The 20,750-nt window shown below is 34.4% G+C and carries 27 protein-coding genes; 11 read left to right on the forward strand and 16 right to left on the reverse strand.

Annotation, left to right across the window (positions count from 1 at the left end):
- Genes purC through BM227_RS05630 form a run of 6 tightly spaced genes read left to right on the forward strand, consistent with a single transcriptional unit; the run spans nt 1 to nt 3,655 of the window.
- A complete protein-coding gene (gene purC / locus BM227_RS05605; protein ID WP_092911998.1) occupies nt 1–720 on the forward strand; it encodes a phosphoribosylaminoimidazolesuccinocarboxamide synthase in 720 nt (239 codons plus the stop codon).
- Complete coding sequence (gene purS / locus BM227_RS05610; protein WP_092912000.1) at nt 717–959, forward strand: phosphoribosylformylglycinamidine synthase subunit PurS; 243 nt, start codon at nt 717–719, stop codon at nt 957–959. The genes purC and purS overlap by 4 nt, the downstream gene beginning before the upstream one ends.
- Nucleotides 956–1,627 carry a phosphoribosylformylglycinamidine synthase subunit PurQ gene (purQ, locus tag BM227_RS05615; RefSeq protein WP_092912002.1) on the forward strand — a complete coding sequence of 224 codons (672 nt, stop codon included), beginning with the start codon at nt 956–958 and terminating at the stop codon, nt 1,625–1,627. The genes purS and purQ overlap by 4 nt, the downstream gene beginning before the upstream one ends.
- 1 nt (nt 1,628) lies before the next feature.
- Entirely contained in the window at nt 1,629–2,777 is a 1,149-nt protein-coding gene (locus tag BM227_RS05620; RefSeq protein ID WP_092912003.1) for a GW dipeptide domain-containing protein, read from the forward strand.
- Entirely contained in the window at nt 2,755–3,462 is a 708-nt protein-coding gene (locus BM227_RS05625; RefSeq protein ID WP_092912005.1) for a lysophospholipid acyltransferase family protein, read from the forward strand. Before BM227_RS05620 ends, BM227_RS05625 begins: the two co-directional genes overlap by 23 nt.
- A gap of 1 nt (nt 3,463) precedes the next feature.
- Entirely contained in the window at nt 3,464–3,655 is a 192-nt protein-coding gene (locus BM227_RS05630) for a YwbE family protein (protein WP_092912044.1), read from the forward strand.
- Here the strand turns inward: BM227_RS05630 and BM227_RS05635 are convergent.
- The 15 genes from BM227_RS05635 to BM227_RS05705 are packed head-to-tail and all read right to left on the reverse strand — an operon-like array spanning nt 3,652 to nt 16,065.
- Nucleotides 3,652–4,233, reverse strand: coding sequence for an ABC transporter ATP-binding protein (locus BM227_RS05635; RefSeq protein WP_092912006.1), 582 nt, complete (start codon nt 4,231–4,233; stop codon nt 3,652–3,654). The two genes, BM227_RS05630 and BM227_RS05635, sit on opposite strands and share 4 nt — an antisense overlap.
- A complete protein-coding gene (locus BM227_RS05640; protein WP_092912008.1) occupies nt 4,234–5,466 on the reverse strand; it encodes a glutamate-5-semialdehyde dehydrogenase in 1,233 nt (410 codons plus the stop codon).
- Nucleotides 5,466–6,365: an NAD(P)H-dependent glycerol-3-phosphate dehydrogenase gene (locus BM227_RS05645; RefSeq protein ID WP_092912010.1), complete on the reverse strand. Its 900-nt coding sequence runs from the start codon at nt 6,363–6,365 to the stop codon at nt 5,466–5,468. Before BM227_RS05645 ends, BM227_RS05640 begins: the two co-directional genes overlap by 1 nt.
- A complete protein-coding gene (locus BM227_RS05650) occupies nt 6,358–7,074 on the reverse strand; it encodes an NAD-binding protein (protein WP_092912012.1) in 717 nt (238 codons plus the stop codon). The genes BM227_RS05645 and BM227_RS05650 overlap by 8 nt, the downstream gene beginning before the upstream one ends.
- On the reverse strand, nt 7,046–8,629 hold the full coding sequence (locus BM227_RS05655; RefSeq protein ID WP_218147919.1) for a potassium channel protein: 1,584 nt from the start codon (nt 8,627–8,629) through the stop codon (nt 7,046–7,048). Before BM227_RS05655 ends, BM227_RS05650 begins: the two co-directional genes overlap by 29 nt.
- 8 nt (nt 8,630–8,637) lie before the next feature.
- Complete coding sequence (gatB, locus tag BM227_RS05660) at nt 8,638–10,068, reverse strand: Asp-tRNA(Asn)/Glu-tRNA(Gln) amidotransferase subunit GatB (RefSeq protein WP_092912016.1); 1,431 nt, start codon at nt 10,066–10,068, stop codon at nt 8,638–8,640.
- Nucleotides 10,069–10,089: 21 nt separating this feature from the next.
- Nucleotides 10,090–10,644: a thiamine phosphate synthase gene (locus BM227_RS05665; RefSeq protein ID WP_092912018.1), complete on the reverse strand. Its 555-nt coding sequence runs from the start codon at nt 10,642–10,644 to the stop codon at nt 10,090–10,092.
- On the reverse strand, nt 10,622–10,912 hold the full coding sequence (locus tag BM227_RS05670; RefSeq protein WP_092912020.1) for a hypothetical protein: 291 nt from the start codon (nt 10,910–10,912) through the stop codon (nt 10,622–10,624). The genes BM227_RS05665 and BM227_RS05670 overlap by 23 nt, the downstream gene beginning before the upstream one ends.
- Nucleotides 10,913–10,925: 13 nt before the next feature.
- Nucleotides 10,926–11,606 (reverse strand): F0F1 ATP synthase subunit A, encoded by a 681-nt coding sequence (locus BM227_RS05675; protein WP_092912022.1) that lies wholly within the window; start codon nt 11,604–11,606, stop codon nt 10,926–10,928.
- Nucleotides 11,607–11,652: 46 nt separating this feature from the next.
- On the reverse strand, nt 11,653–12,411 hold the full coding sequence (locus BM227_RS05680; RefSeq protein WP_092912023.1) for a TIGR02757 family protein: 759 nt from the start codon (nt 12,409–12,411) through the stop codon (nt 11,653–11,655).
- Nucleotides 12,412–12,446: 35 nt separating this feature from the next.
- Nucleotides 12,447–13,706 (reverse strand): RNA polymerase factor sigma-54, encoded by a 1,260-nt coding sequence (locus BM227_RS05685; protein WP_092912025.1) that lies wholly within the window; start codon nt 13,704–13,706, stop codon nt 12,447–12,449.
- Nucleotides 13,703–14,425, reverse strand: coding sequence for an LPS export ABC transporter ATP-binding protein (gene lptB / locus BM227_RS05690; protein ID WP_092912027.1), 723 nt, complete (start codon nt 14,423–14,425; stop codon nt 13,703–13,705). Before lptB ends, BM227_RS05685 begins: the two co-directional genes overlap by 4 nt.
- On the reverse strand, nt 14,418–14,837 hold the full coding sequence (gene tsaE / locus BM227_RS05695; protein WP_092912029.1) for a tRNA (adenosine(37)-N6)-threonylcarbamoyltransferase complex ATPase subunit type 1 TsaE: 420 nt from the start codon (nt 14,835–14,837) through the stop codon (nt 14,418–14,420). The genes lptB and tsaE overlap by 8 nt, the downstream gene beginning before the upstream one ends.
- Nucleotides 14,834–15,817, reverse strand: a complete 984-nt coding sequence (trpD, locus tag BM227_RS05700; protein ID WP_092912030.1) for an anthranilate phosphoribosyltransferase — start codon at nt 15,815–15,817, stop codon at nt 14,834–14,836. The genes tsaE and trpD overlap by 4 nt, the downstream gene beginning before the upstream one ends.
- Nucleotides 15,814–16,065: an RNA-binding S4 domain-containing protein gene (locus BM227_RS05705; protein WP_092912032.1), complete on the reverse strand. Its 252-nt coding sequence runs from the start codon at nt 16,063–16,065 to the stop codon at nt 15,814–15,816. The genes trpD and BM227_RS05705 overlap by 4 nt, the downstream gene beginning before the upstream one ends.
- Before the next feature lie 120 nt (nt 16,066–16,185).
- Between BM227_RS05705 and BM227_RS05710 the strand changes: the two genes are divergently transcribed.
- Genes BM227_RS05710 through BM227_RS05725 form a run of 4 tightly spaced genes read left to right on the forward strand, consistent with a single transcriptional unit; the run spans nt 16,186 to nt 19,652 of the window.
- Nucleotides 16,186–17,319 carry an ABC transporter permease gene (locus BM227_RS05710; protein WP_143089694.1) on the forward strand — a complete coding sequence of 378 codons (1,134 nt, stop codon included), beginning with the start codon at nt 16,186–16,188 and terminating at the stop codon, nt 17,317–17,319.
- Nucleotides 17,316–18,107, forward strand: coding sequence for an ABC transporter ATP-binding protein (locus BM227_RS05715; RefSeq protein ID WP_092912034.1), 792 nt, complete (start codon nt 17,316–17,318; stop codon nt 18,105–18,107). The genes BM227_RS05710 and BM227_RS05715 overlap by 4 nt, the downstream gene beginning before the upstream one ends.
- Nucleotides 18,097–19,065: an MlaD family protein gene (locus BM227_RS05720; protein WP_092912035.1), complete on the forward strand. Its 969-nt coding sequence runs from the start codon at nt 18,097–18,099 to the stop codon at nt 19,063–19,065. Before BM227_RS05715 ends, BM227_RS05720 begins: the two co-directional genes overlap by 11 nt.
- Nucleotides 19,062–19,652: an ABC-type transport auxiliary lipoprotein family protein gene (locus BM227_RS05725; protein ID WP_092912037.1), complete on the forward strand. Its 591-nt coding sequence runs from the start codon at nt 19,062–19,064 to the stop codon at nt 19,650–19,652. The genes BM227_RS05720 and BM227_RS05725 overlap by 4 nt, the downstream gene beginning before the upstream one ends.
- Nucleotides 19,653–19,699: 47 nt before the next feature.
- Here the strand turns inward: BM227_RS05725 and BM227_RS05730 are convergent, their stop codons facing one another.
- Nucleotides 19,700–20,401 (reverse strand): FlgO family outer membrane protein, encoded by a 702-nt coding sequence (locus BM227_RS05730; RefSeq protein ID WP_092912039.1) that lies wholly within the window; start codon nt 20,399–20,401, stop codon nt 19,700–19,702.
- Between the two features lie 116 nt (nt 20,402–20,517).
- Here BM227_RS05730 and BM227_RS05735 point away from each other — a divergent pair.
- On the forward strand, nt 20,518–20,750 hold a 233-nt coding region (locus BM227_RS05735; RefSeq protein ID WP_143089695.1), incomplete at its 3' end, for a transposase family protein.

Consider the following 20,750-nt stretch of genomic DNA (forward strand, 5'->3'; position numbering starts at 1 on the left):
ATGACTAAAAAAGAGTTACTTTATGAAGGAAAGGCGAAACGCCTTTTTACAACTGATGAACCAAATCTTCTTATTGCAGAGTTCAAAGATGATTTAACTGCATTTAATGGTGAAAAGCATAGTCAAGAGGCTGGCAAAGGTGCACTAAACAATAAAATCAGCACTGAGTTGTTTAAGCTTCTTGAAAATGCAGGTATTCCAACCCACTTTGTTGATCGCCCAGATGACAACCATATGGTGGTTAAAAAAGTTGATATCATTCTTATTGAAGTAGTTGTACGTAACATTGCTACAGGAAGTCTCTCTAAACGTCTTGGAATTGAAGATGGGACAAAACTTCCTTTCACTCTTGTAGAGTTTTATTATAAGCGTGATGACTTGGGTGATCCTATCATCAATGATGAACACTGTTTAATTCTTGATCTTATAAAAAGTGAATCAGACCTTGAAGAATTAAAACGTCTTGGTCGTGAAATAAATACAATTCTTAAAGCATTCTTTGCCAAAAAAGGTCTAAATCTTGTTGATTTTAAAGTTGAGTTTGGTTATGACTCTGAAGGCAATATTCTACTTGCAGATGAGATCAGTCCTGATAGTTGCCGATTTTGGGATATGGAAACCAATGAGAAACTTGACAAAGACCGCTTCCGCCAAGGACTTGGAAATGTTAAAGTTGCTTATGAAGAGGTCCTTAAACGTATACTTGGAGAAGATAAATGAAAGCTATTGTAAACGTATATCTTAAAGAAGGTGTTTTAGATCCTCAAGGTAAAGCTGTCCATCATGCGTTGGGTGCTCTTGGATTTGAAAATGTTTCAAATGTTCGTGTAGGTAAGCAAATCGTTTTAGACCTTCAAAGTTCTTCTGAAGAAGAAGCTAAACAAGAGGTTGAAAAGATGTGCGAAACTCTTTTGGCGAATACCGTCATTGAAGATTACAATATCGAGATTGTCCAATGAATGTAACTGTTTTACAGTTTCCTGGTACCAACTGCGAGTTTGATACAAAGTATGCTTTTGAGCGTCTTGGACAAAATGTATCTATTGTATGGCACGAAGAGGAACAAATTCCTGCAAATAGTGATCTAGTTGTAGTTCCAGGTGGATTTAGTTATGGAGATTATCTTAGAAGTGGTGCTATTGCTCGTTTTAGTCCAGTAATGAAAGCGGTAAAGGCGTATGCTGATAGAGGTGGTTATGTTTTAGGAATCTGTAATGGATTTCAAATTTTGCTTGAAACCCATCTGCTTCCAGGTGCTATGAAAAGAAATGAAAATTTGCACTTCATCTCTAAACACCAGTACCTTAAAGTAGAAAACAATGATAACCACTTCTTACGTAAATGTGAAGTTGGAGAGAGGCTAAATATTCCTATTGCACATGCTGAAGGAAACTATTTCATTGAAGAAGATGGTCTTAAAATGCTTTATGACAATGGTCAAGTTCTATTGACATATTGCGATAAAGATGGAAATCCTGATAATCCAAACGGTTCTGTAGACAATATTGCTGGAATTTGCAATAAAGAAAAAAATGTGTTTGGTTTGATGCCTCACCCTGAACGTGCAATGGAAAGCATATTGGGTTCAGATGATGGTGTAAAAATGCTTGAAGGGTTTTTGACTTAAAGTGATACGATATCTACTTTTTTTAACTCTTATGCTCGGTATCTCTTTTGCTACCGAGCCATCTGTCTATTCTGCTTATTTAGATTCTGAATTTAGTGAAGAAAATATAACTACACAAAATAATGAAGAGATTAATGTAAGCACTTCCATCAAAGAACCAGACGAGCAGTTAATTTACCTTAATATTGAAAATATGCCTGAAAAGATTTATGTTGGTCAAGTTTTTACATTAACTCTTAAAGTTACATCACTGGAAAAAAATCAGCCATATACTATAGATTTGGAAAATGAATACAATTTAACCATTATGCAAGAACCAAACGAAATAGCTCCCAAAGCAATCAACTATTTAACATATGTTTTCAAAGCTACCTCAAGTCAAGCAAAACTTCCTGATTTTGTTGTATATTATGATAATATGCCAGAAAAAGAGTATCGTCTTAATGGTTCTTATCTAAAAACTGTTTCACTAAATCCACCAAAAGATTTTTCTGGTGTTCTTGCAAAAAATATGCAGCTTGTTAACTATCAGGCATCTACATATACAGAAGATACAAATTTACTGGCACTGCAACTAAATATTTCATATGGAAATTATGATGATTTTCATCTGCCAAACTCTAACAATCAAGGTATAGATACATATAGTGGAGATTTAAACAGTACAACATTGCTATATTTTGCAGTCTATCCATTAAATGTAGAAAAAGTTGAATTTACTTACTTTAATTTGTCTAAAAACAGATATGAGAAATTCAATATACCTATCATAGTAAAGCGCAGCAGTGTAAGCACACAAAGTAATCTTGATCCGCAGGCAAGCGAGTTTACAAAATTTAAAATTATTGCAACTATTGTTTTAATTACTGTATGGTTGATATTATGGCTAATGCATAGAGGATGGATGTATCCTATACTTATTATTCTTGCTGTAGCTTATCTATTAACATATTTAATTCCATTAAAAACTATCTGCATAAAACCTGGGAGTACTCTGTATCTTCTTCCTACTAAACAAAGTACACCTGTAATGAATATCTACGAAGAAGTAGAAGCAAAAGAGATGAACCGTTATGGTGATTATGTAAAAATTCAATTGCAAAACAATACTATAGGATGGATAAAAAATGAATCTATTTGCACGCATTAGATTTTACTATTCGGCTTTTATTATCTCACTTATCGTAAGTATAATGATACCTTTGCTTTACTTCTTTCCTAAAAAGAAGAGCAAGATTTTGCATTATGGTAATAAAGCAATGTTAGCCTTGCTATTTGCAAAAGTAACTACTGTTGGTAAGCCCGATGATAGAGCACAGTTATATCTAATAAACCATCAAGGAATTGTAGATATCATTACACTTGAAGCTCTTCTAAATAAAAATCTTAACTGGGTTGCAAAAAAAGAGCTTTTTGAAGTACCTTGGTTTGGTCTTTTACTTAAAAATGGTGAGATGATATCGGTTGATCGTGAAGATAGACGCGGATTGATAAAACTTTTAAAAGATGTAAAATACTCTGTTGAAGAGCTTCATAGACCTGTTGCAATTTTTCCAGAAGGAACACGTGCAAAAAATCAAAAAATGCTACCATTTAAACCAGGTGCCAAATTTATTGCCGAAAAGTATTGTATGATTGTACAACCGGTAGTCATTGTTGGTAGTAAAAGCGTTGTAAATGAGCACGAAAAAACTTCAGAAGGTGGAAATCTAAAAGTTATTTACTTACCTTCTATTGATGTACCCAATGCTTCTAAAGACTGGTACGATCAACTTCGTACAGATATGCAAAAGATAATAGATCAAGAGTTGGAGCAGTATGAAAATAAACGATAATATGGATGGGCGTATCCGAAAAAATATAAAAAGCGGCTTGAGTGTGGCGATTGTTTTAAAAGAAGACCAATCAACAGGTAGATTAACAGATGGCATTGTAAGAGATATTTTAACTAAATCTTTAAAACATCCTCATGGTATAAAAGTGCGTCTAATGAGTGGAGAAGTTGGACGTGTAAAAGAGATTTATTAACGAAGTTCAATAATTTTATCACTACACCATTTTGCTAAATCTCTATCGTGTGTTATCATTAAAATTCCTACTGAATCAAGAGTTTTTAGAAGTAGCTTCATTACATCTAGTTGAATCAGATTATCTAGAGCTGATGTGGGTTCGTCAGCAAGAAGCAGTTTAGGTTTCATAAGCAGTGCACGCAAAATGGATGCTCTTTGCAACTGTCCACCGGAGAGTTCATGTGCTCTTTTTTTTAGCAGTTCTCGTTCAAACCCCATTTGATCACATAGTGCATCAATTCCTTCCAAAGAGGCAACATCAGAAATTTGGTTTTCTATCGTATAGCTTGGATGAAAGGAGCTGTAAGGGTCTTGAAATACTTGTGAAAAAGGGGCTTTTTCTATTTGCCCAGACATAGGTCGGAGGTTGCCGGCAATAAGTTCAAACAGTGTACTTTTTCCACTGCCGCTTGGACCAAGAATTGTGACAATTTCACCCGCATGGAGCTTTAAAGAGAAGTCTTTATATAACAACTTCTCTTTAGTGTATCCAAATGTCAGATTTTCAATCTTTAGTACAACCTCCTGAGGCTTCATTTAACGAATCTGCCCTTCTCCGTAAATCTTATATTTGTAAGTTGTCAAATCGTTAATCCCCATAGGACCTCGTGCATGTAGTTTGTTTGTACTAATTCCTACTTCTGCACCAAAACCAAATGCTCCACCATCGGTAAATCTGGTTGATGCATTTACATATACACATGCTGCATCAACTTCATTTAAAAACTTCTCAGCAGCACGATGGTTATTGGTCAAAATTGCTTCAGAATGACCTGAACCAAATGTGCGAATGTGCTCAATTGCCTCTTCGATTCCTTTTACAACTTTAATAGATAAGATATTTGCAAGATATTCTGTATGATAATCCTCTTGGGTGGCAGCCTCTATGTCAATAATCTTACGTGTAGCTTCATCGCCAAGCAGTTTTGTAGATTCTGCATCAAATGCAATTTTGAGCTTTGGTAAAATCTCACCAGCAATATCTTCATCAACAATCAAGGTCTCCATAGCATTACAAACGCCTGGACGCTGACATTTTGCATTTACTGCAATTTTGATTGCCTCATCTATATCAGCATCTTTATGAATGTAAGTATGGCAAAGCCCTTTATCGTGTTTAACAACAGGAACTGTCGCATTATCATTTACAAAACGGATCAATGCTTCTCCGCCACGTGGAATGATAAGATCAACATACTTATCCATTTTAATTAGCTTTGCAACACCTTCACGACTGCTATCAGGTAGTAAACTTACAAGTGCTTTAGGTAATCCTTCACCCTCTAAAGTATCTTGAATGATTTTTGCAATAGCATCATTGCTCTGTTTTGCTTCTTTCCCACCTTTTAGAATTGCAACATTTCCACTTTTAAAACATAAAGCAGCTGCATCACTGGTTACATTAGGACGAGATTCATAAATTATGCCAATTACACCTATAGGAATAGAGACTTTTTCTATGCGCAAGCCATTATCTGTAACCCATCCATCCAAAATACGCCCAACAGGCTCTTTAAGTGCTGCAATCTCACGTACAGCCTGCGCCATTGCTTCTATTCTGTTCGCATCCAAATAGAGTCTATCCATAAGAGCTGAAGAGAGATTGTTTCGTTTGCCCTCTTCCATATCATATTTATTGTGTTCAATAATTAATGCACTGTTAGCAACCAAAGCATCAGCTATTTTATTTAAAACACGATTTTTAACCTCTCCACTTAGTGTGGCAAGAACAGAAGCGGCATTCTTAGCTTCTTGTAAGTAATTCTCCATTATCTCCTCCTATTGTTTAAAAGATCTTTTAAGCTCTCCATTGGATCTTTTCCTTCTAATATTTCATAAACTTCATTAGCTATTGGTAAGTAAATATCATTAGTCTTCGAAATTGTATATAAAGCTTTTGCTGTGCCAACGCCTTCAGCCACTTCTCCTAGTTCTTTAAGAATTTCATCAAGAGTTTTACCCTCTGCAAGTCCTAAGCCTACTCGAAAATTTCTAGAAAGTTTACTGCTTGCAGTTAAAAAAAGATCTCCTGCCCCACTTAGTGATAAAAAAGTCTCCTCTTTTGCTCCAAACTCACGACCTAAACGCGCCATCTCTACAAGCCCTCTTGAAATCAAGCTAGCACGTGCATTTTCACCAAGTTTCAACCCTTCACAGATCCCACCTGCAATGGCAATAACATTCTTATATGCACCACCTATCTCTGCACCTATTACATCTGTACTTACATAAGTTTTTATAAAATCAGGAAAAACCTCACTCCAACCTGTAGCAACCATACGATTATGACTGTTTAACACAAGTGCAGTTGGAAGCCCTAAAAGTACCTCTTTAGCAAAAGATGGTCCACTTAGGTAAGTTAAATTGCTCTTTGGAACAAACTCTTCATAAATCTCATTTAAAAAGGCACCAGTACTAGCCTCTATTCCTTTAGATGCAACAAGAATATTGTGATTTTTAAAACCATAGTGTTTATGCAACCACTCTCGTACAGCTTGAGCAGGAATGGTCATAACAATATTTTCATATTCCAGTGCTTCATCAAGTGATACAAATCCTTCAATATCACGCTTTGTTCTTGAAGTTATTACTACATTACACTTATGACGAAAAGCAGAAGCTAATGCTTGTCCCCATTTGCCTGCACCAATCACTGCTATTTTATTCATCTATTTGCCCCATTAAAAGAGTATAGAAATCTTCTAAAGCCTGACTCTCTCCTAATAATACTAAAATATCCCCTTCATCAAATTTATGATTTATTCCCCTTGAAACAAATGTAAAATCATCACCAAGCTCTTTGTCAGTAATACCTATTAAAATTAATCCAAACTCTCTAAAATCAATATCACTAACATATTTGTCTTCAAGAAAGCTCTTTGGAGGAATTTCTATCTCTTCAATTCTTATCTCATTATCAATATATATGATTTCATCAAGGACTTTTGTGACAGCTGGACGAGTAATAATGTCTACTATTCTATTAGCACTAGATTCATATAGATCAATTACTTTATCTGCACCAATAAATTTAAGTTTTCTAGTACTCTCTGAAGATGTAGATACAGATATAATAGTAGAGTTGCTTGAAATGGTTTTAAGAGAAAGCACTAAAAATATATTAAGAGACATCTCATCCATAGCACAAAAGAGTATTTTATTATCAAGTCCTAACTCTTCCAACTTTGAATCATCTACTAAATCAATATAGAAAGCAGAGTCAATACCATACTCTTTTGCATCATTAATTATATCTTCTCTATTGTCTGCAACAGTTATTTTACTAAAATTTGATGTGAGCATTTCATAAATTCTATGCCCAAGTTTTCCAAATCCAAAAAGAATTATTTCACGAGACTCTTGTTTTGAACCGTACACTTTTTTCTAACCTTCCTTTAAAGTCAGCAATACTAACACTATAACCCATTATTACAAGAATATCACCTACTTTTAATTCTGTATTTTCTGAAGGATTAAATATTATATAGTGACTACTTTTATCATTGCTTCGTAAGCTTTTTAATACAGCCAAAAGAACTAATCTGTTAGCAGAAAAATCAAAATCTCCAACAGTAGAACCATCTAAAAACGATCCAAGTTTAATCTCTATTTCATCAATTCTAGCAGTTCTTTTTTGAGTTAAAATAGCTTGTAAAGCTTCAAATGCAACAGGTTGACCTATATAAACAGCACCAAGCAGTCCTGCAATCTCTTCAGGCATAATTAGATGATTTGCACCAGCAAGTTTTAATTTCTTTGCAACACTTTTGTCACTGCAACGAGCTATTATTTCAACATCTTTACATAGACTTCTTGCATTAATAGTTATAAATACATTAATTATATCATCATGTGTAACACATATTACAGACTTTACATTTTGACAAAGTTTAAGTTTCAAAAATGTATCACTTTTTGTTGCATCAGCTTTTAAAACATGAAATCCATCAAGTTCTGCTTTTTCGACTTTTGCTGGGTCTGTCTCTATAACAAGAAAAGATTCACCAGCTTCTTGGAGCTTTTTTGAAACAAGCTGTCCTATCTTGCCATAACCACATACTAGATTCAGATCTTTTTTCTTCATGATCTGATTCATAACTCTTGTCTCTTTAATTTCAGGCAGTTTTTCATTGAAAGCTGAAACAATAATAGAAGTTAAAAAAGATATTGCACCTATACCTGTAAGAATGATCAGCATTGAAACTGCACGACCCTCTGTTGTTACAGGAGTAATATCGCCATAACCGACTGTAGTAATAGTTACTAAAGCCCAATAAACAGCATCAAAAAGACCATTAATATTTGGATTTGTTCCATTCCCTTCAAATACATAAATCATTACTGATGCAATAAGAGTAAAGAAAGAGAGAAGAGTTACAAGGGTATATAGCTCTATTTTTTTACTTTTTAATATTTCAAAAAATTGAAGAAGACTCTTACTGTAACGTAACATTTTAAAAGCTCTAAATAGAACAAATACCCTAAGGACTCTTATTTCACGATAACTAGGTAAAATTGCTATTAAATCTATGATTGCAGGAACAGAAGTCATATATGACCACTTATTAGAGGCAATATCTTTAAATACCTTAGTTAGTTTAAATGGCTTTTCAAAAAATTGAGACTCTTCATACTCTGTAATAATAACTTTATGTATATCATCATGTACCCATAAACGTAAAAGATACTCTACTATGAAAATTGATGTAACAATATAAAGATCATAATAATCAAGCCAATCAGCTACATGCTCCCTAACATCAATTACTAATATTGAAACACTTGATAGTATTATCAATACCATAAAAATATCAAAATATTTTTTATATGGATAGTCATCATTATTTAGAAGATCGTTGAAGAATTTTTTAATTTTTTGATATCTGTGTGCACTCTCTAGAAAATAAGAGAATGCAACCAGATATTTGATCACTATATGTTTCAAGAGTTAAGACGCTCTTTTAGTAGTTGATTAACTTTACCTGGGTTAGCAGAACCTTTCGAAGCTTTCATTACTTGTCCAACAAAAAAGCCAAAAAGCTTCTCTTTACCACCTTTATACTCTTCTACTTTGTCTTGATTATTGGCTAAAACTTCATCTATTAAAGCCAAAATTGCACCATCATCGCTAACTTGTTTTAAACCAAGTTTTTCTATGACTTCATCAACATCTGCACCTTGGTTTTCAAAGAGATAGTCAAGAACATCTTTACCGGCTTTACCGCTAATAGTGCTCTCTTCTATTCTTTTTACAATCAATGCAAGTTGCTTGGCACTAACAGGAGATGTTTCAACTGTCATACCACCTTTTAGTCTTCCTTGAAGCTCGATTGTAAGCCACTTTGCTGCCTCTTTAGGGTTTGCACCCTCTTCTATCATCTCTTCATAAAAACGTGCCATCTCAACTTCAGATGTTATGACAACGGCATCATATTCACGAATACCAAAATCTTTAACATACCTTGCTCTTTTAGCATCAGGCATTTCTGGTATATTTTTAGCCTCTTCGATCATCTCATCATCAAGAATTACTGGAAGAAGATCAGGCTCTGGGAAATAACGATAATCAGCACTATCCTCTTTACCTCTCATAGAGCGGGTTTCACCTTTTACTGTATCAAATAGACGAGTTTCCTGCCATACCTCTTCATTATAAACGCCATCTTCCCAAGCCTCTATCTGACGCTGTACTTCATAATCAATAGCTTGATGAATAAAGCGGAAACTGTTCATATTTTTAATCTCTACACGAGTATAAAGTTTATCATCCCCTTTTGGTCGAATAGAGACATTAACATCACATCTAAAAGAGCCTTCTTGCATATTTGCATCACTGATGCCAAGGTATCTTACGATAGAGTGAAGTTTTTTAAGATAACGTACTGCTTCATCAGCACTTCTCATATCAGGTTCGCTGACAATTTCAAGCAGAGGGGTTCCTGCACGATTTAAGTCAACTAAAGAGTGATCACCTTCATGAGAGTTTTTACCCGCATCTTCTTCAAGATGGGCTCGTGTAATTCCAATACGTTTTTGACTTCCATCATCAAAATCGATCATTAAATGACCATTCTCTACAATAGGTATCTCAAACTGGCTGATTTGATACCCTTTTGGAAGATCTGGATAGAAATAGTTTTTACGGTTGAAAACAGACTTTTTATGAACTGTAGCTTCAATAGCATTACCAAACATCATAGCTTTTTTTACAGCTTCTTTATTTAAAACTGGCAATGCTCCTGGAAGACCTAAACATACAGGACAAGTATGACTATTTTGATGATCGGCAAAACTGGTAGCACAGTTACAGAAGATTTTTGTTTTTGTATTTAGCTGAACGTGGACTTCAAGGCCAATAATGACTTCAAACATATCTGAAAAATCCTTAAGTATTTATTTTAAAAAAAAGCGTATCGACGCAAAACCGTCAGCTCCCGCATCTTTAACGGCATCTATATGAGACTCAGTAACAATACCGCCTAATGCGAAAAGTTTGATTGCTATTTTACCTTTAATTTCTTTCAACTTCTCTAAACCTTTAGGCTCTCCTTTACCAGGAGTTTCAAATATAGGACTATATGTAATGGCATCAGCCCCCTCATTCTCTGCAAAAGTTGCCTCTTCTAAAGAGTGCGTACTTGCTATAACCCAAAGCCCTTTTGATTTAGCATCACTTATTTTGTCCAAAGATGAAGATGGCAGGTGAACACCAAATGCACCTAAGTTTGCAGCCAATTGATAATCAGTGTGCAGTAAAAACTTTGTTAAAGTGTATTTTGACTGGATTGAAAGAAAACTTTTAGCCAACTCTTCATATTTATCTGTTTTTTTATCTCGAAGAGAGACCATATCAACTCTTTTTTGTACTAAAACTTTTTTAAGAGTTTGCAGTAGAGTATTTGGATTAGAAGTATAATATTTTGGATCAGTTATCGCGTAATGAAGCATTGTTTGATGATTCCATCAACTCTTTAATAGCTAAAAGTATATCAGTTTGTCGTTTTAATTCCCTATGTTTTTCATACTGTAAGGATGCCAATTCAAGTATTACTACAAAAAAAAGACCAAGAAGAGAGCCAACTATACCAGCCATTAATGCAATTATAATTCCAAAAGGAAGAAAAGACCAGAAAAGCAGACCTGCACCTAAAAAAACGAGAGCCCAAGAGGCTCCCAAAAGAAAACTGATAATTGATTCAGTAAATGAGTGCTTCAAGAGAGCTCCACTATTAGTGAGACTCTTCTTCTAACAATACTGCACCCGCCAAGTAGACGTATGTAAGAATCATAAAGATAAATGTTTGCAAAATAGCAGAAAACGCCAAAAGTACAAATGCTGGAAGAGGCACGAACCAAGGTGCTAGCATCAATAGAACCCATAAGAAAAGGTCATCTCCCTTGATGTTACCAAAAAGACGGAAAGAGAGAGAAATAATACGAGAGATATGAGATACAATCTCAATTGGGAACATTAGAGGTGCCAACCATTTAACGGGTCCAGCAAAGTGCGCAAAGTAGTGTACTACACCATTTTTTCTTATCCCTTCGAAGTTATAGTATACAAATACTATAAGAGCAAGAGTAAGAGTCATGTTGATGTTACCAGTTGGTGACTCGAAACCAGGAATAATTCCTAAAACGTTTCCAATAAATACAAATATTCCGATTGTAGCTACTAACGGAAGATATCTTTTAGCATTTGTTTCACCGATAACATCACGTCCCATAGCAACAATGCCTTGCAAATATGCTTCCATAATGTTTTGTGTTCCTATAGGAACCATTCTTAAAGATTTTGTAGCCATTTTTGCAAGAGCTAGTGCAATAATAGCAGAGAGAAGAACATGCGTTACAAATACGAATGCATGTGAATGGTTAATAGCTCCAAAAAAGGTAAATACACCTTCCATCCGACTTCCTTTATCATAAATTTGTGCGATTTTAGCATAAACTCCATTAATCAGGCTTTAATAACTCAACTTTTTCTTGCCCTATTCTGTAAAGTGCAAAATCATATTTTACAGGGTCTTCAGCTGAAAACTCTTTTAGTTTCTCTGTCAACTCTACAGCAGCTTTCCAATCATAAGTTTTTCGTTTTAAAAGTCCTAATTTACGACTTACATTAAATGTATGAGTATCTAGAGGAATAATCAAATCAGCAGAAGATACTTCACTCCATAATCCAAGGTCAAGTGCATCTTTTCTAACCATCCAGCGTAAAAACATCATCCACCGTTTATATGGACTTGAAGGCTTGCCATTTTTAGGTAGTGTTCCTATTAAAAACCTATAACCTTTGCTGTCATAACTATTTAACTCTCTTATCTTTTTGATTATTTCAAATACTCCATCTATTACTGACTTTTCTTTTAAGTAGCCTTGCAAAAAAGTATATTTAAGTTCACCTTTTTCCATTTGGCTCAATGTCAGAAAAATTTGAGCAACATCCTCTTTTGATTGAAATCTATAATAGTACTCTGATGCATTTTTTCGTATATTTTCTTCATTTGAGTTTAATAGTGAAAAATCAAGTTTTTTTAAAAACTTAACAATAGCATTTGCATTTCCGTATGCAAAAAGAGCGCAAAGCAGTATGGCACGCTCATCATCTAAATCTTTTGCAACCTGTAAAGGATCTGCCCCTCCTAATATAAGCTCAGCCTCATCATTTCGTTTCTTAGCCTCATTTTCTAATAACTTAAATAAATCTTCCATATTTAAATCCTACCCCCTAGCTCTTAACTCAAAAATTACGCAAGCTGATAAAATCGTTTGCGTTCACTAGAACCACCTATTTTCATCTGCTTTCTATACTTTGTAATTGTACGGCGAACCATTTTTACCCCAAATTTCGCCTCAATCATATCTAAAAGTTTTTGATCACTTAGCGGTTTATTTTTATCCTCTGAAGCAATTGCATCTGCTATAAACTTCTTAATAACAGCATTGCTGACTTCTTCATCTATTCCTGTAGTAAAAAAAGTTTTCATAGGAAAAATACCACGTTCGCAAGCCAAATATTTGTTTGCTATTGCCCTAGAAATTGTAGATGGATTATGATCAAACTCTTGGGCTATATCTTTAAGTTTCATCGGCTTAATATCTCCACCTTGAAAAAAATCATACTGAAACTCAACTATCATTAAACCTATTTTATATAGTGTTGCTTTGCGCATTTGCAAAGCATCTATCAAGTCTCTTGCCTCTTTAATCTTTTTTTTGACAAACTCATGGTCTAAAGAGCAATCTTCAATAATAATATCAGGATAGAAGAGATCATTCATCTGCACTTCTATACCATTAGATTTTTCTACTATTATTAAATCTGGAATAACTGGAGGTGAATCCTCCATATTATCTAATGCCGGTGGATTTTTAAAACTGCGTATTACTTTAAGAGCCTCTTCATAATTTGATGAATTTTTAAACTTTGATAAATTTTGTAAATCTTGCAGCATATCTGATACAAGTGAGTATATAGGCTCTTCAACACCACTTTGTCTAAGTTGAAACAGCATAGCTTCAGTAGCATTAACTGACCCAACACCAGGTGGATCAAGATAGGAAAATCGTTGCCGTATACTCTCAACCTGATAAGGCTCTGCTTTTACCTTTTTAGCAATCTCATTTATATCACCGGTAAAATACCCTTCATCTGAAATCTCTTCAATAATCGCATAAGCAATATCAATACTTTTTGGTGTAGGAAAAAGTGGAGCATTTATCTGTTCATTTAATTTTTCATACAAAGATAAATTTTGGATTGTTTTAGCTTCTATTGCTTCTGTAGTGCTTGAATTATCACTTTGATACAATACTTTATGAGTAAATTTAGCAGAAAACTGCTCTTCAAATCCAGATTGAACCTGCATATATGGATTTTCACTCTCATATTTTTGCAGCAGCTCTTCTAGTTCCTCTAGACTAGACTGCAAAATTGGAAGCCAGCTTCTCAGAGTACCTGATAGTCTATTTTTTAACTGTGTACTCTGTGAGCGTCGAAGTTTCATAGTGTAAAATGCTCTCCTAAATAGTGTTTAATGACATCAGGATTGCTTGCAATCTCTTCTGCACTTCCCTCGGCCATCAATTCTCCACTACGCATAACATAGGCTCTATGGCATATACCAAGTGTTTCACGTACATTATGGTCTGTAATTAAAACCCCTATCTCTAAATCAAGCAACTGTTTAATAACATTTTGGATATCAATCACAGCTATTGGATCAACTCCGGCAAATGGTTCATCAAGAAGAAGAAACTTTGGTTTATGCACCAACGCGCGTGCAATCTCAGCACGCCTTCTCTCTCCACCGCTTAAACGAATCCCTTTTCTATTTCTAATAGGTTCAATGTTAAATAGCTCTAAAAGATTTTCTATCCTCTTTGTAGAACTTTTTGTATCTAGCTTAGCAGCTTCTGCAGCGATCCAAAGATTCTCTTCAACAGTTAAATCTTTAAAAATACTCGATTCTTGGGGCAAATAACCTATACCAAGTCTTGATCTTGTATGCAAAGGATCTTTTGTAACATCCATATCATCAATGAATACTCTTCCTCCACTTACACCAATAAGTCCGCAAATCATATAAAATGTTGTAGTCTTTCCTGCACCATTTGGGCCAAGAAGTCCAACAACCTCTTTTGTGTTCAGCTCTATTGAAACATCTCTGACTATTACACTCTTTTTTATCGTTTTACTAAGGTTTTGGGCTCTTAAACTATGCATCCGTTATAATCCTATACTTTCGTGCATTATCAATTGGAGTTATCTCTATTATGGCAACTTCAAAACCAAGGCTTTTTAAAAGTTCATACAATTCATCATCTCCCCACTCTATTAAGTGCCATCCACTATTTTCCAACTCATCCAATAGACCAATTTGCATAAACTTCTCATTTGGACACTGGTAAAGATCATAATGATAAAGCGAATCACCATAAATTTGCTGTATGGAAAAAGTTGGAGAAGTAACTGTTTGACTATTGCCTTTTGCATCCGCCAAAGCTTTAACTAATGTAGTCTTTCCAGCGGCAAGATTACCGCGCAAAAAGATGACAGTATCCTGTGGTAAAATGCTGACAATCTCTTTTGCCAACTCCGGTAACTGCTCTAATGTTGCTACCTTCTCTTTTATCATAGTGAATTACTAACCTTAACAATCTTTTTAAGAGCCTCTTTTGCATGTCCTGAATCTATTGTCTCTTTTGCAATTTGAAGACCATCTTGAAAATCACGTGCCTGTCCATCTACAATAAGAGCAGCAGCGGCATTGATTAGAACAATATCACGCTTAGCGCCCTCAATCTCTCCTTCCAAAATTCCCTTGGTAATAGTTGCATTTAAAGCTGCATCGCCACCTTTAATCTCTTCAAGAGTGCTTTTCTTGATTCCAAATTCCATTGGGTCTATAGTCAAACTACTTAGTTCTCCATCTTTAAGAGAGACTGCTTCACTTACATCTGATAGTGATATTTCATCCAATCCATCTCTACTGCTAACAACCATAGCACTTGTAGTACCCAATCTTTTTAAAGCCTCTGCCACTCTCTTTACAAATGATGTATCAAATACACCTATTAACTGTTTTCTTACATCTGCAGGATTGCTTAAAGGTCCCAAAATATTAAAGATTGTTCGATGCTCAATAGATTTTCTAATTGGCATAATAAACTTCATAGCCGGATGGTGATGAATAGCAAAAATAAATGTAAAACCTGTCTCTTCAAGCATTTTTACCTGCTGCCCGGGTGAAAGGTCTAAACGTACTCCAAGATGCTCAAGCATATCTGCGCTTCCTGATCTGCTTGTAATAGATCTATTGCCGTGCTTTGCAACATAACAACCAGCTCCTGCTAACAAAAGAGAGACTGTAGAAGATATATTGAAACTTCCGCTTTTATCGCCTCCGGTACCGCAGTTATCTATGAGTTTTTGTCGAAGGTCATCGCTTACTGGCAACTTTACAGAGTGAGCTCGCATAACTTCAGCTGCAGCAGCAATCTCATCTGCATTTTCGCCACGTTTTGCCATATCTATTAGCAGATTTCGAGCCTCTTCCTCATCCATATATCCTGAAAATAGCTGTTCAAATTTTGATTTTGCTTCATCATATGTCACGACTGTAACTCCTGTACATACTCATCTTTTGCGCTTTTAGGAATAGTTTTAGTAGTTGGAATTTTAAGCACTTTATACTGCTTGGCACCTTTTAAGTATCGTATCTCTATAGTATCGCCAACCTTAACATCTTTACTTGGCTTTGCTTGAACACCATTGATGAATACGACACCGCTTTTTACCATATCTTGTGCTATTGTTCTGCGTTTAACAAGATTTACACTGCTTAAATACTTATCTACTCTCAAAGATACTCCATATGCATATAGTTTGTTAATTCTATCGCCTAATTGGTTAAACCCCAATTAGAAGGTACTCTATCTTTAATTAAAGGATACATTTAAACATAGCCCGCTAAAATAGTTACTATGAATGATAAAAGATATTTTTATTTGGATATTTCCAAAAAACCGGCTCTATTGTACTTTAAAGGAAGATGGGAGATAGATAATCTTTCCTCAATAGAAAAATCATTTAAAGATTTACTACCAACAATTTTAAATCAAAAAAAGCTTGTTATAGATCTTTCTGAAATATCTTCAATAGATACAGGCAGTATGATATTTTTTATTACTATACGCAAAGAGTTAAAAGAGAAAATCAATATCAAAACAGTTAATGCATCAAAATCATTTTGTCAAATGTTTCGTCTTGTTAAAGGATTTGAGCCAAGAGATAAAGAAGAGAAAGTAAAAACAGATCCGTTACTTACTTTTCTAAATTATATAGGAAAAAAAAGTTTTTCTGTTTTACAAGACTTTTTACAATTTGTAGACTTTTTAGGACACACTGCTATAGCAATGTGGCAAATTCTTCTTCACCCTTCCAAATTTCGTATAAAAGAGACAGTAGGAAATATCTATACCGCAGGTACCACAGCTTTACCAATTGTAGCTTTAAGTGCTTTTCTTGTAGGAATAGTTATAGCTTTTCAAAGTGCAGTTCAACTACAAAAATATGGTGGAGATATATTTATAGTAGATATGATAGGCATATCTATTCCAAGAGAGCTAGCACCACTGATAACGGCAATAATTGTAGCAGGCAGAAGCGGATCATCATATACTGCACAAATTGGTGTAATGAAGATAACGGAAGAGATAGATGCTATGAAGATTATGGGATTTGATATATACAGATTTTTGGTTATTCCACGCATAGCAGCTATGATCATTGCTTTACCTCTACTCATCTTTTTTGCAGATATTATCGGAATTTACGGTGGTTTACTTGTTGCCAAATATCAGCTCGATATTACACCCGCACAATTTTTAGATAGACTCCACTCCAGTGTTGATGTCAGGCACTATCTTGTAGGTATATTAAAAGCTCCATTTTTTGCCTTTATCATAGCTGCTATAGGCTGTTTTAGAGGATTTCAGGTTTCAAAAAATACTGAAAGCATAGGCAAATATACAACAATCAGCGTCGTTAACTCTATTTTCCTTGTAATCGCTCTTGATGCTATCTTTTCTATCATCTTTACGGAGCTTGACATATGAGTCAAAAACCTATCATCTCAATGCGTCATATAGTAACACGCTTTGGCGATACGGTAATACACGATAATGTAAATTTAACTATATATGAAGGTGAGATTTATGCCATACTTGGAGGTAGCGGTTCTGGGAAAACTACACTTTTAAGAGAGATGAATATGCTTCTTCGTCCAAGTGCAGGAGAGATTGATGTTTTAGGGCATAATATTTTGCATATTTCACCTCAAACTGCACAATGGCTAAGAAGCCAATGGGGAGTTCTGTTTCAGTTTGGAGCACTATTTACTTCCCTGAGTGTTGCAGAGAATATAGCAATCTCTTTAAATGAATATACAAAACTTTCAAAAAAAATAGTTCAAAAAATCGTACAATCCAAGCTTGAAATGGTAGGATTAGAAGCAAAAGTGGCTGATCTTTACCCAAGCGAATTGAGTGGTGGTATGGTTAAACGGGTAGGACTTGCCCGTGCATTGGTAATGGATCCGCAGTTACTCTTTTTAGATGAACCTACATCAGGACTAGATCCTATAAGTGCTGAAGCATTTGATAATCTCATTACACAATTGCGCTCACTTTTAAAGCTCACTATCGTCATAGTTACTCACGATATAGACTCTATTTTCAATATTGTTGATAGGATGGCTGTTTTGGGAGACAAAAAAGTAGTTGCAGAGGGAACTTTGCCTCAAATTCTAAACAACAATCACCCTTTTATTCAGCACTTTTTTGGTGGAAATAGAGCTAAAGTACGCATTGAAGCAATGATGGAGCATAAAAAAGATGGAAAGTAGACCAAACTATAACATAGTAGGAGCTTTTGTTTTAATACTTGGCATAGGAGCTATATTTTTTGCCCTTTGGATGGGTAATATAAATACCCAGCAAGCATATAACTACTACTATACATATATGGAAGAGTCTGTTGCAGGTCTTCCACCAGATGGTACTGTCAAATATATGGGAGTTGATATAGGAAAAGTCAAAGAGATATATATTGATCAAGAAGATCAAACAAGAATTCGCTTAAAACTTCAACTTCCAAAAGATTTTCGTGTAAGAGAAGGAATGTATACAACACTTAAATTTGCTGGCATTACAGGTATAACCTACATAGAAATAGTTGGTGGACAAAAAGATGCTCCTGTAATAAAAGCAAATGAAAAAGATATTCCAATAATTCCATCAAAACCTTCTGCTTTGGCACAAATAGGAACATCCATTACTGATGTGACAACAGGCTTTACTAAAGCAATAAGCCGTATAAACAGAGTGTTAAGTGATAAAAATATAGAACATATCAATAACACTTTAGAGCAGTTAGATAGCTCATCAAAAGCCTTGACAAAACTTCTAAGCAGTAAAAATTTAGAAAATATAGAGACAATTTTAAACAATCTAGCAAAGTTATCAAAAGAGAGTTCTAAACTGATAGAGACAATAGAGAGTATAAAGAGTACATCACAGATAATAGGATATGAAGGAAATAAAACTATGTACTCTATTAAAGAGAGTGCTGATGCATTTAAGATATTTAGCAATAAATTTAGAGAGAGAATAGAGGCAGGAGATTACGATATTCGCCAAATATTAAAACCGACTATAGAAGAATTAAATACCCTTTTGCAATCAACCCAAACACTAATTTATCAACTGCAAGAAGATGCCCAAATGTTAAAAGAGAGTCCAAGCAATCTACTATTTAAAGAGGCTGAACCTCTAATTGGCCCTGGAGAAGGAGATAAAAAATGAAAATAGTTTTTTTAATCATAGTTTTTTTATTAAGTATTGGCGGTTGTGCCGTAAAAAAAGTACCTCCTACACAATCATACATTATAGACCCACATACACCAAAAATAGAAAAATCTATAAAAAAACCTAAGTTTCATACTATAAAAGTTACAATAGCCAATATAGGACGCCTAAGCCAAACACATAATATCTACTATCGAAACAAAAATTTCATACTTCAACCATATGCATATGGAAAATGGTATGACTCTTTGGGAAATATGATCAAGGCAAAACTTATAGAAGCCTTACAGCAGACTAATATTGCTTCAAATGTTATAGGAAGCAGTGCAAATATAAAAAGTGAAATGATTTTAGAAATTTCTATTCTTGATTTTGTACAAGATTTTTCAAAAGGAGAACCATCTACAGTTCATATATCCTGGCTAGCAACACTTATACAAATTAAAGATGATCAAGTAGTAAAAAGCAAGCACTTTAAAACAACCATCAAATCCACTTCTGAAAATGCAAAAGGGGGAGTAGTAGCTTTTAATCAGGGGACAAATATCATTGTAAATGAAATAGCTAAATGGTTGTTAGATTGATATAAAAGGTGTATATCGTACTTAGATATACACCTAATTTTACACTATTATTTACAAGTTATTGTATTGTCTGCACATACATCTGGGCACTTTTCAGTAGCACAACCGTCAGTAGTAATGTCTATTGTTCTTATAGGAATAACTGGTTCTGGTTTAGGCTTTTTACAATTTTCAAATATTCTGCAATCATTAGAATGAAAAATCACTCTTGAAGTTGCTATAACTCTACCATTTTTATTATCAACTATTCTTGAGTTTATTAAAATACCTTCTGCTATTTTAGTATATGTCCCAACTAATACATATTTATTTTCAATTGGTGAATGTAGTTTTTTTACATTTCTTGATAGGAAGAATTCTCCATTTGCATTGATAGAGAGAGATTTTTGACCTCTAAAATCCATCACCTTAACACCTCTTTTAAACAACTCATTAAATAGGCTTTCTCCTAAAACTCTACCAAAATGTGTAGTTTTATTTAATTGGTGAAGATCTACAAATGATGTAATAGCAACAGAACCAACATTTTTAACTTTTAATGTATTTACCAACTGTTGTGCTATTTTGTCAGCAGTATCTTTTATTGTTGTCGAAGTAGCAACATTTACACTATAGTTTGATACATCTCTATAGGAAATTTTGTTAACTTCTTTAACTGGTTTTACAGTAGTTGTTTCACTTTTTTGGGCACATCCTTGAGCCAACAATAAAGCAAAAGTTAACGAAGATAATAGTCCTAATTGTTTCATCCTTGATCCTTTAGATAAATTTTTAATGAAATTTTATTATACTAGTAGCCCATTCCGATACTAAGGAATACTTTTTGCTATAAAGCCAAAAAAGTATATTTATATCGGGAGAAAAAATGGAGCCAGAATTATTGAAAATTTTAAAAGAGCATATATCAGAACAGGCAAGACCACAGGGGAGACAGTATAGTTTGCCGGTAATAATGTTTTTATCGATAATAGCTATATTAATGGGAGCAAAGAATCCAATAGAGGTATATAAATGGATGAAAGCAAACGCTAAAAGGAAGGAGATAAAAAAATTACTAGGAGTAGAGTTTATACGAATACCTGGGAGATCAAGATTATA

This window comes from Hydrogenimonas thermophila (genome assembly GCF_900115615.1).
Classification (GTDB): Bacteria; Campylobacterota; Campylobacteria; order Campylobacterales; family Hydrogenimonadaceae; genus Hydrogenimonas; species Hydrogenimonas thermophila.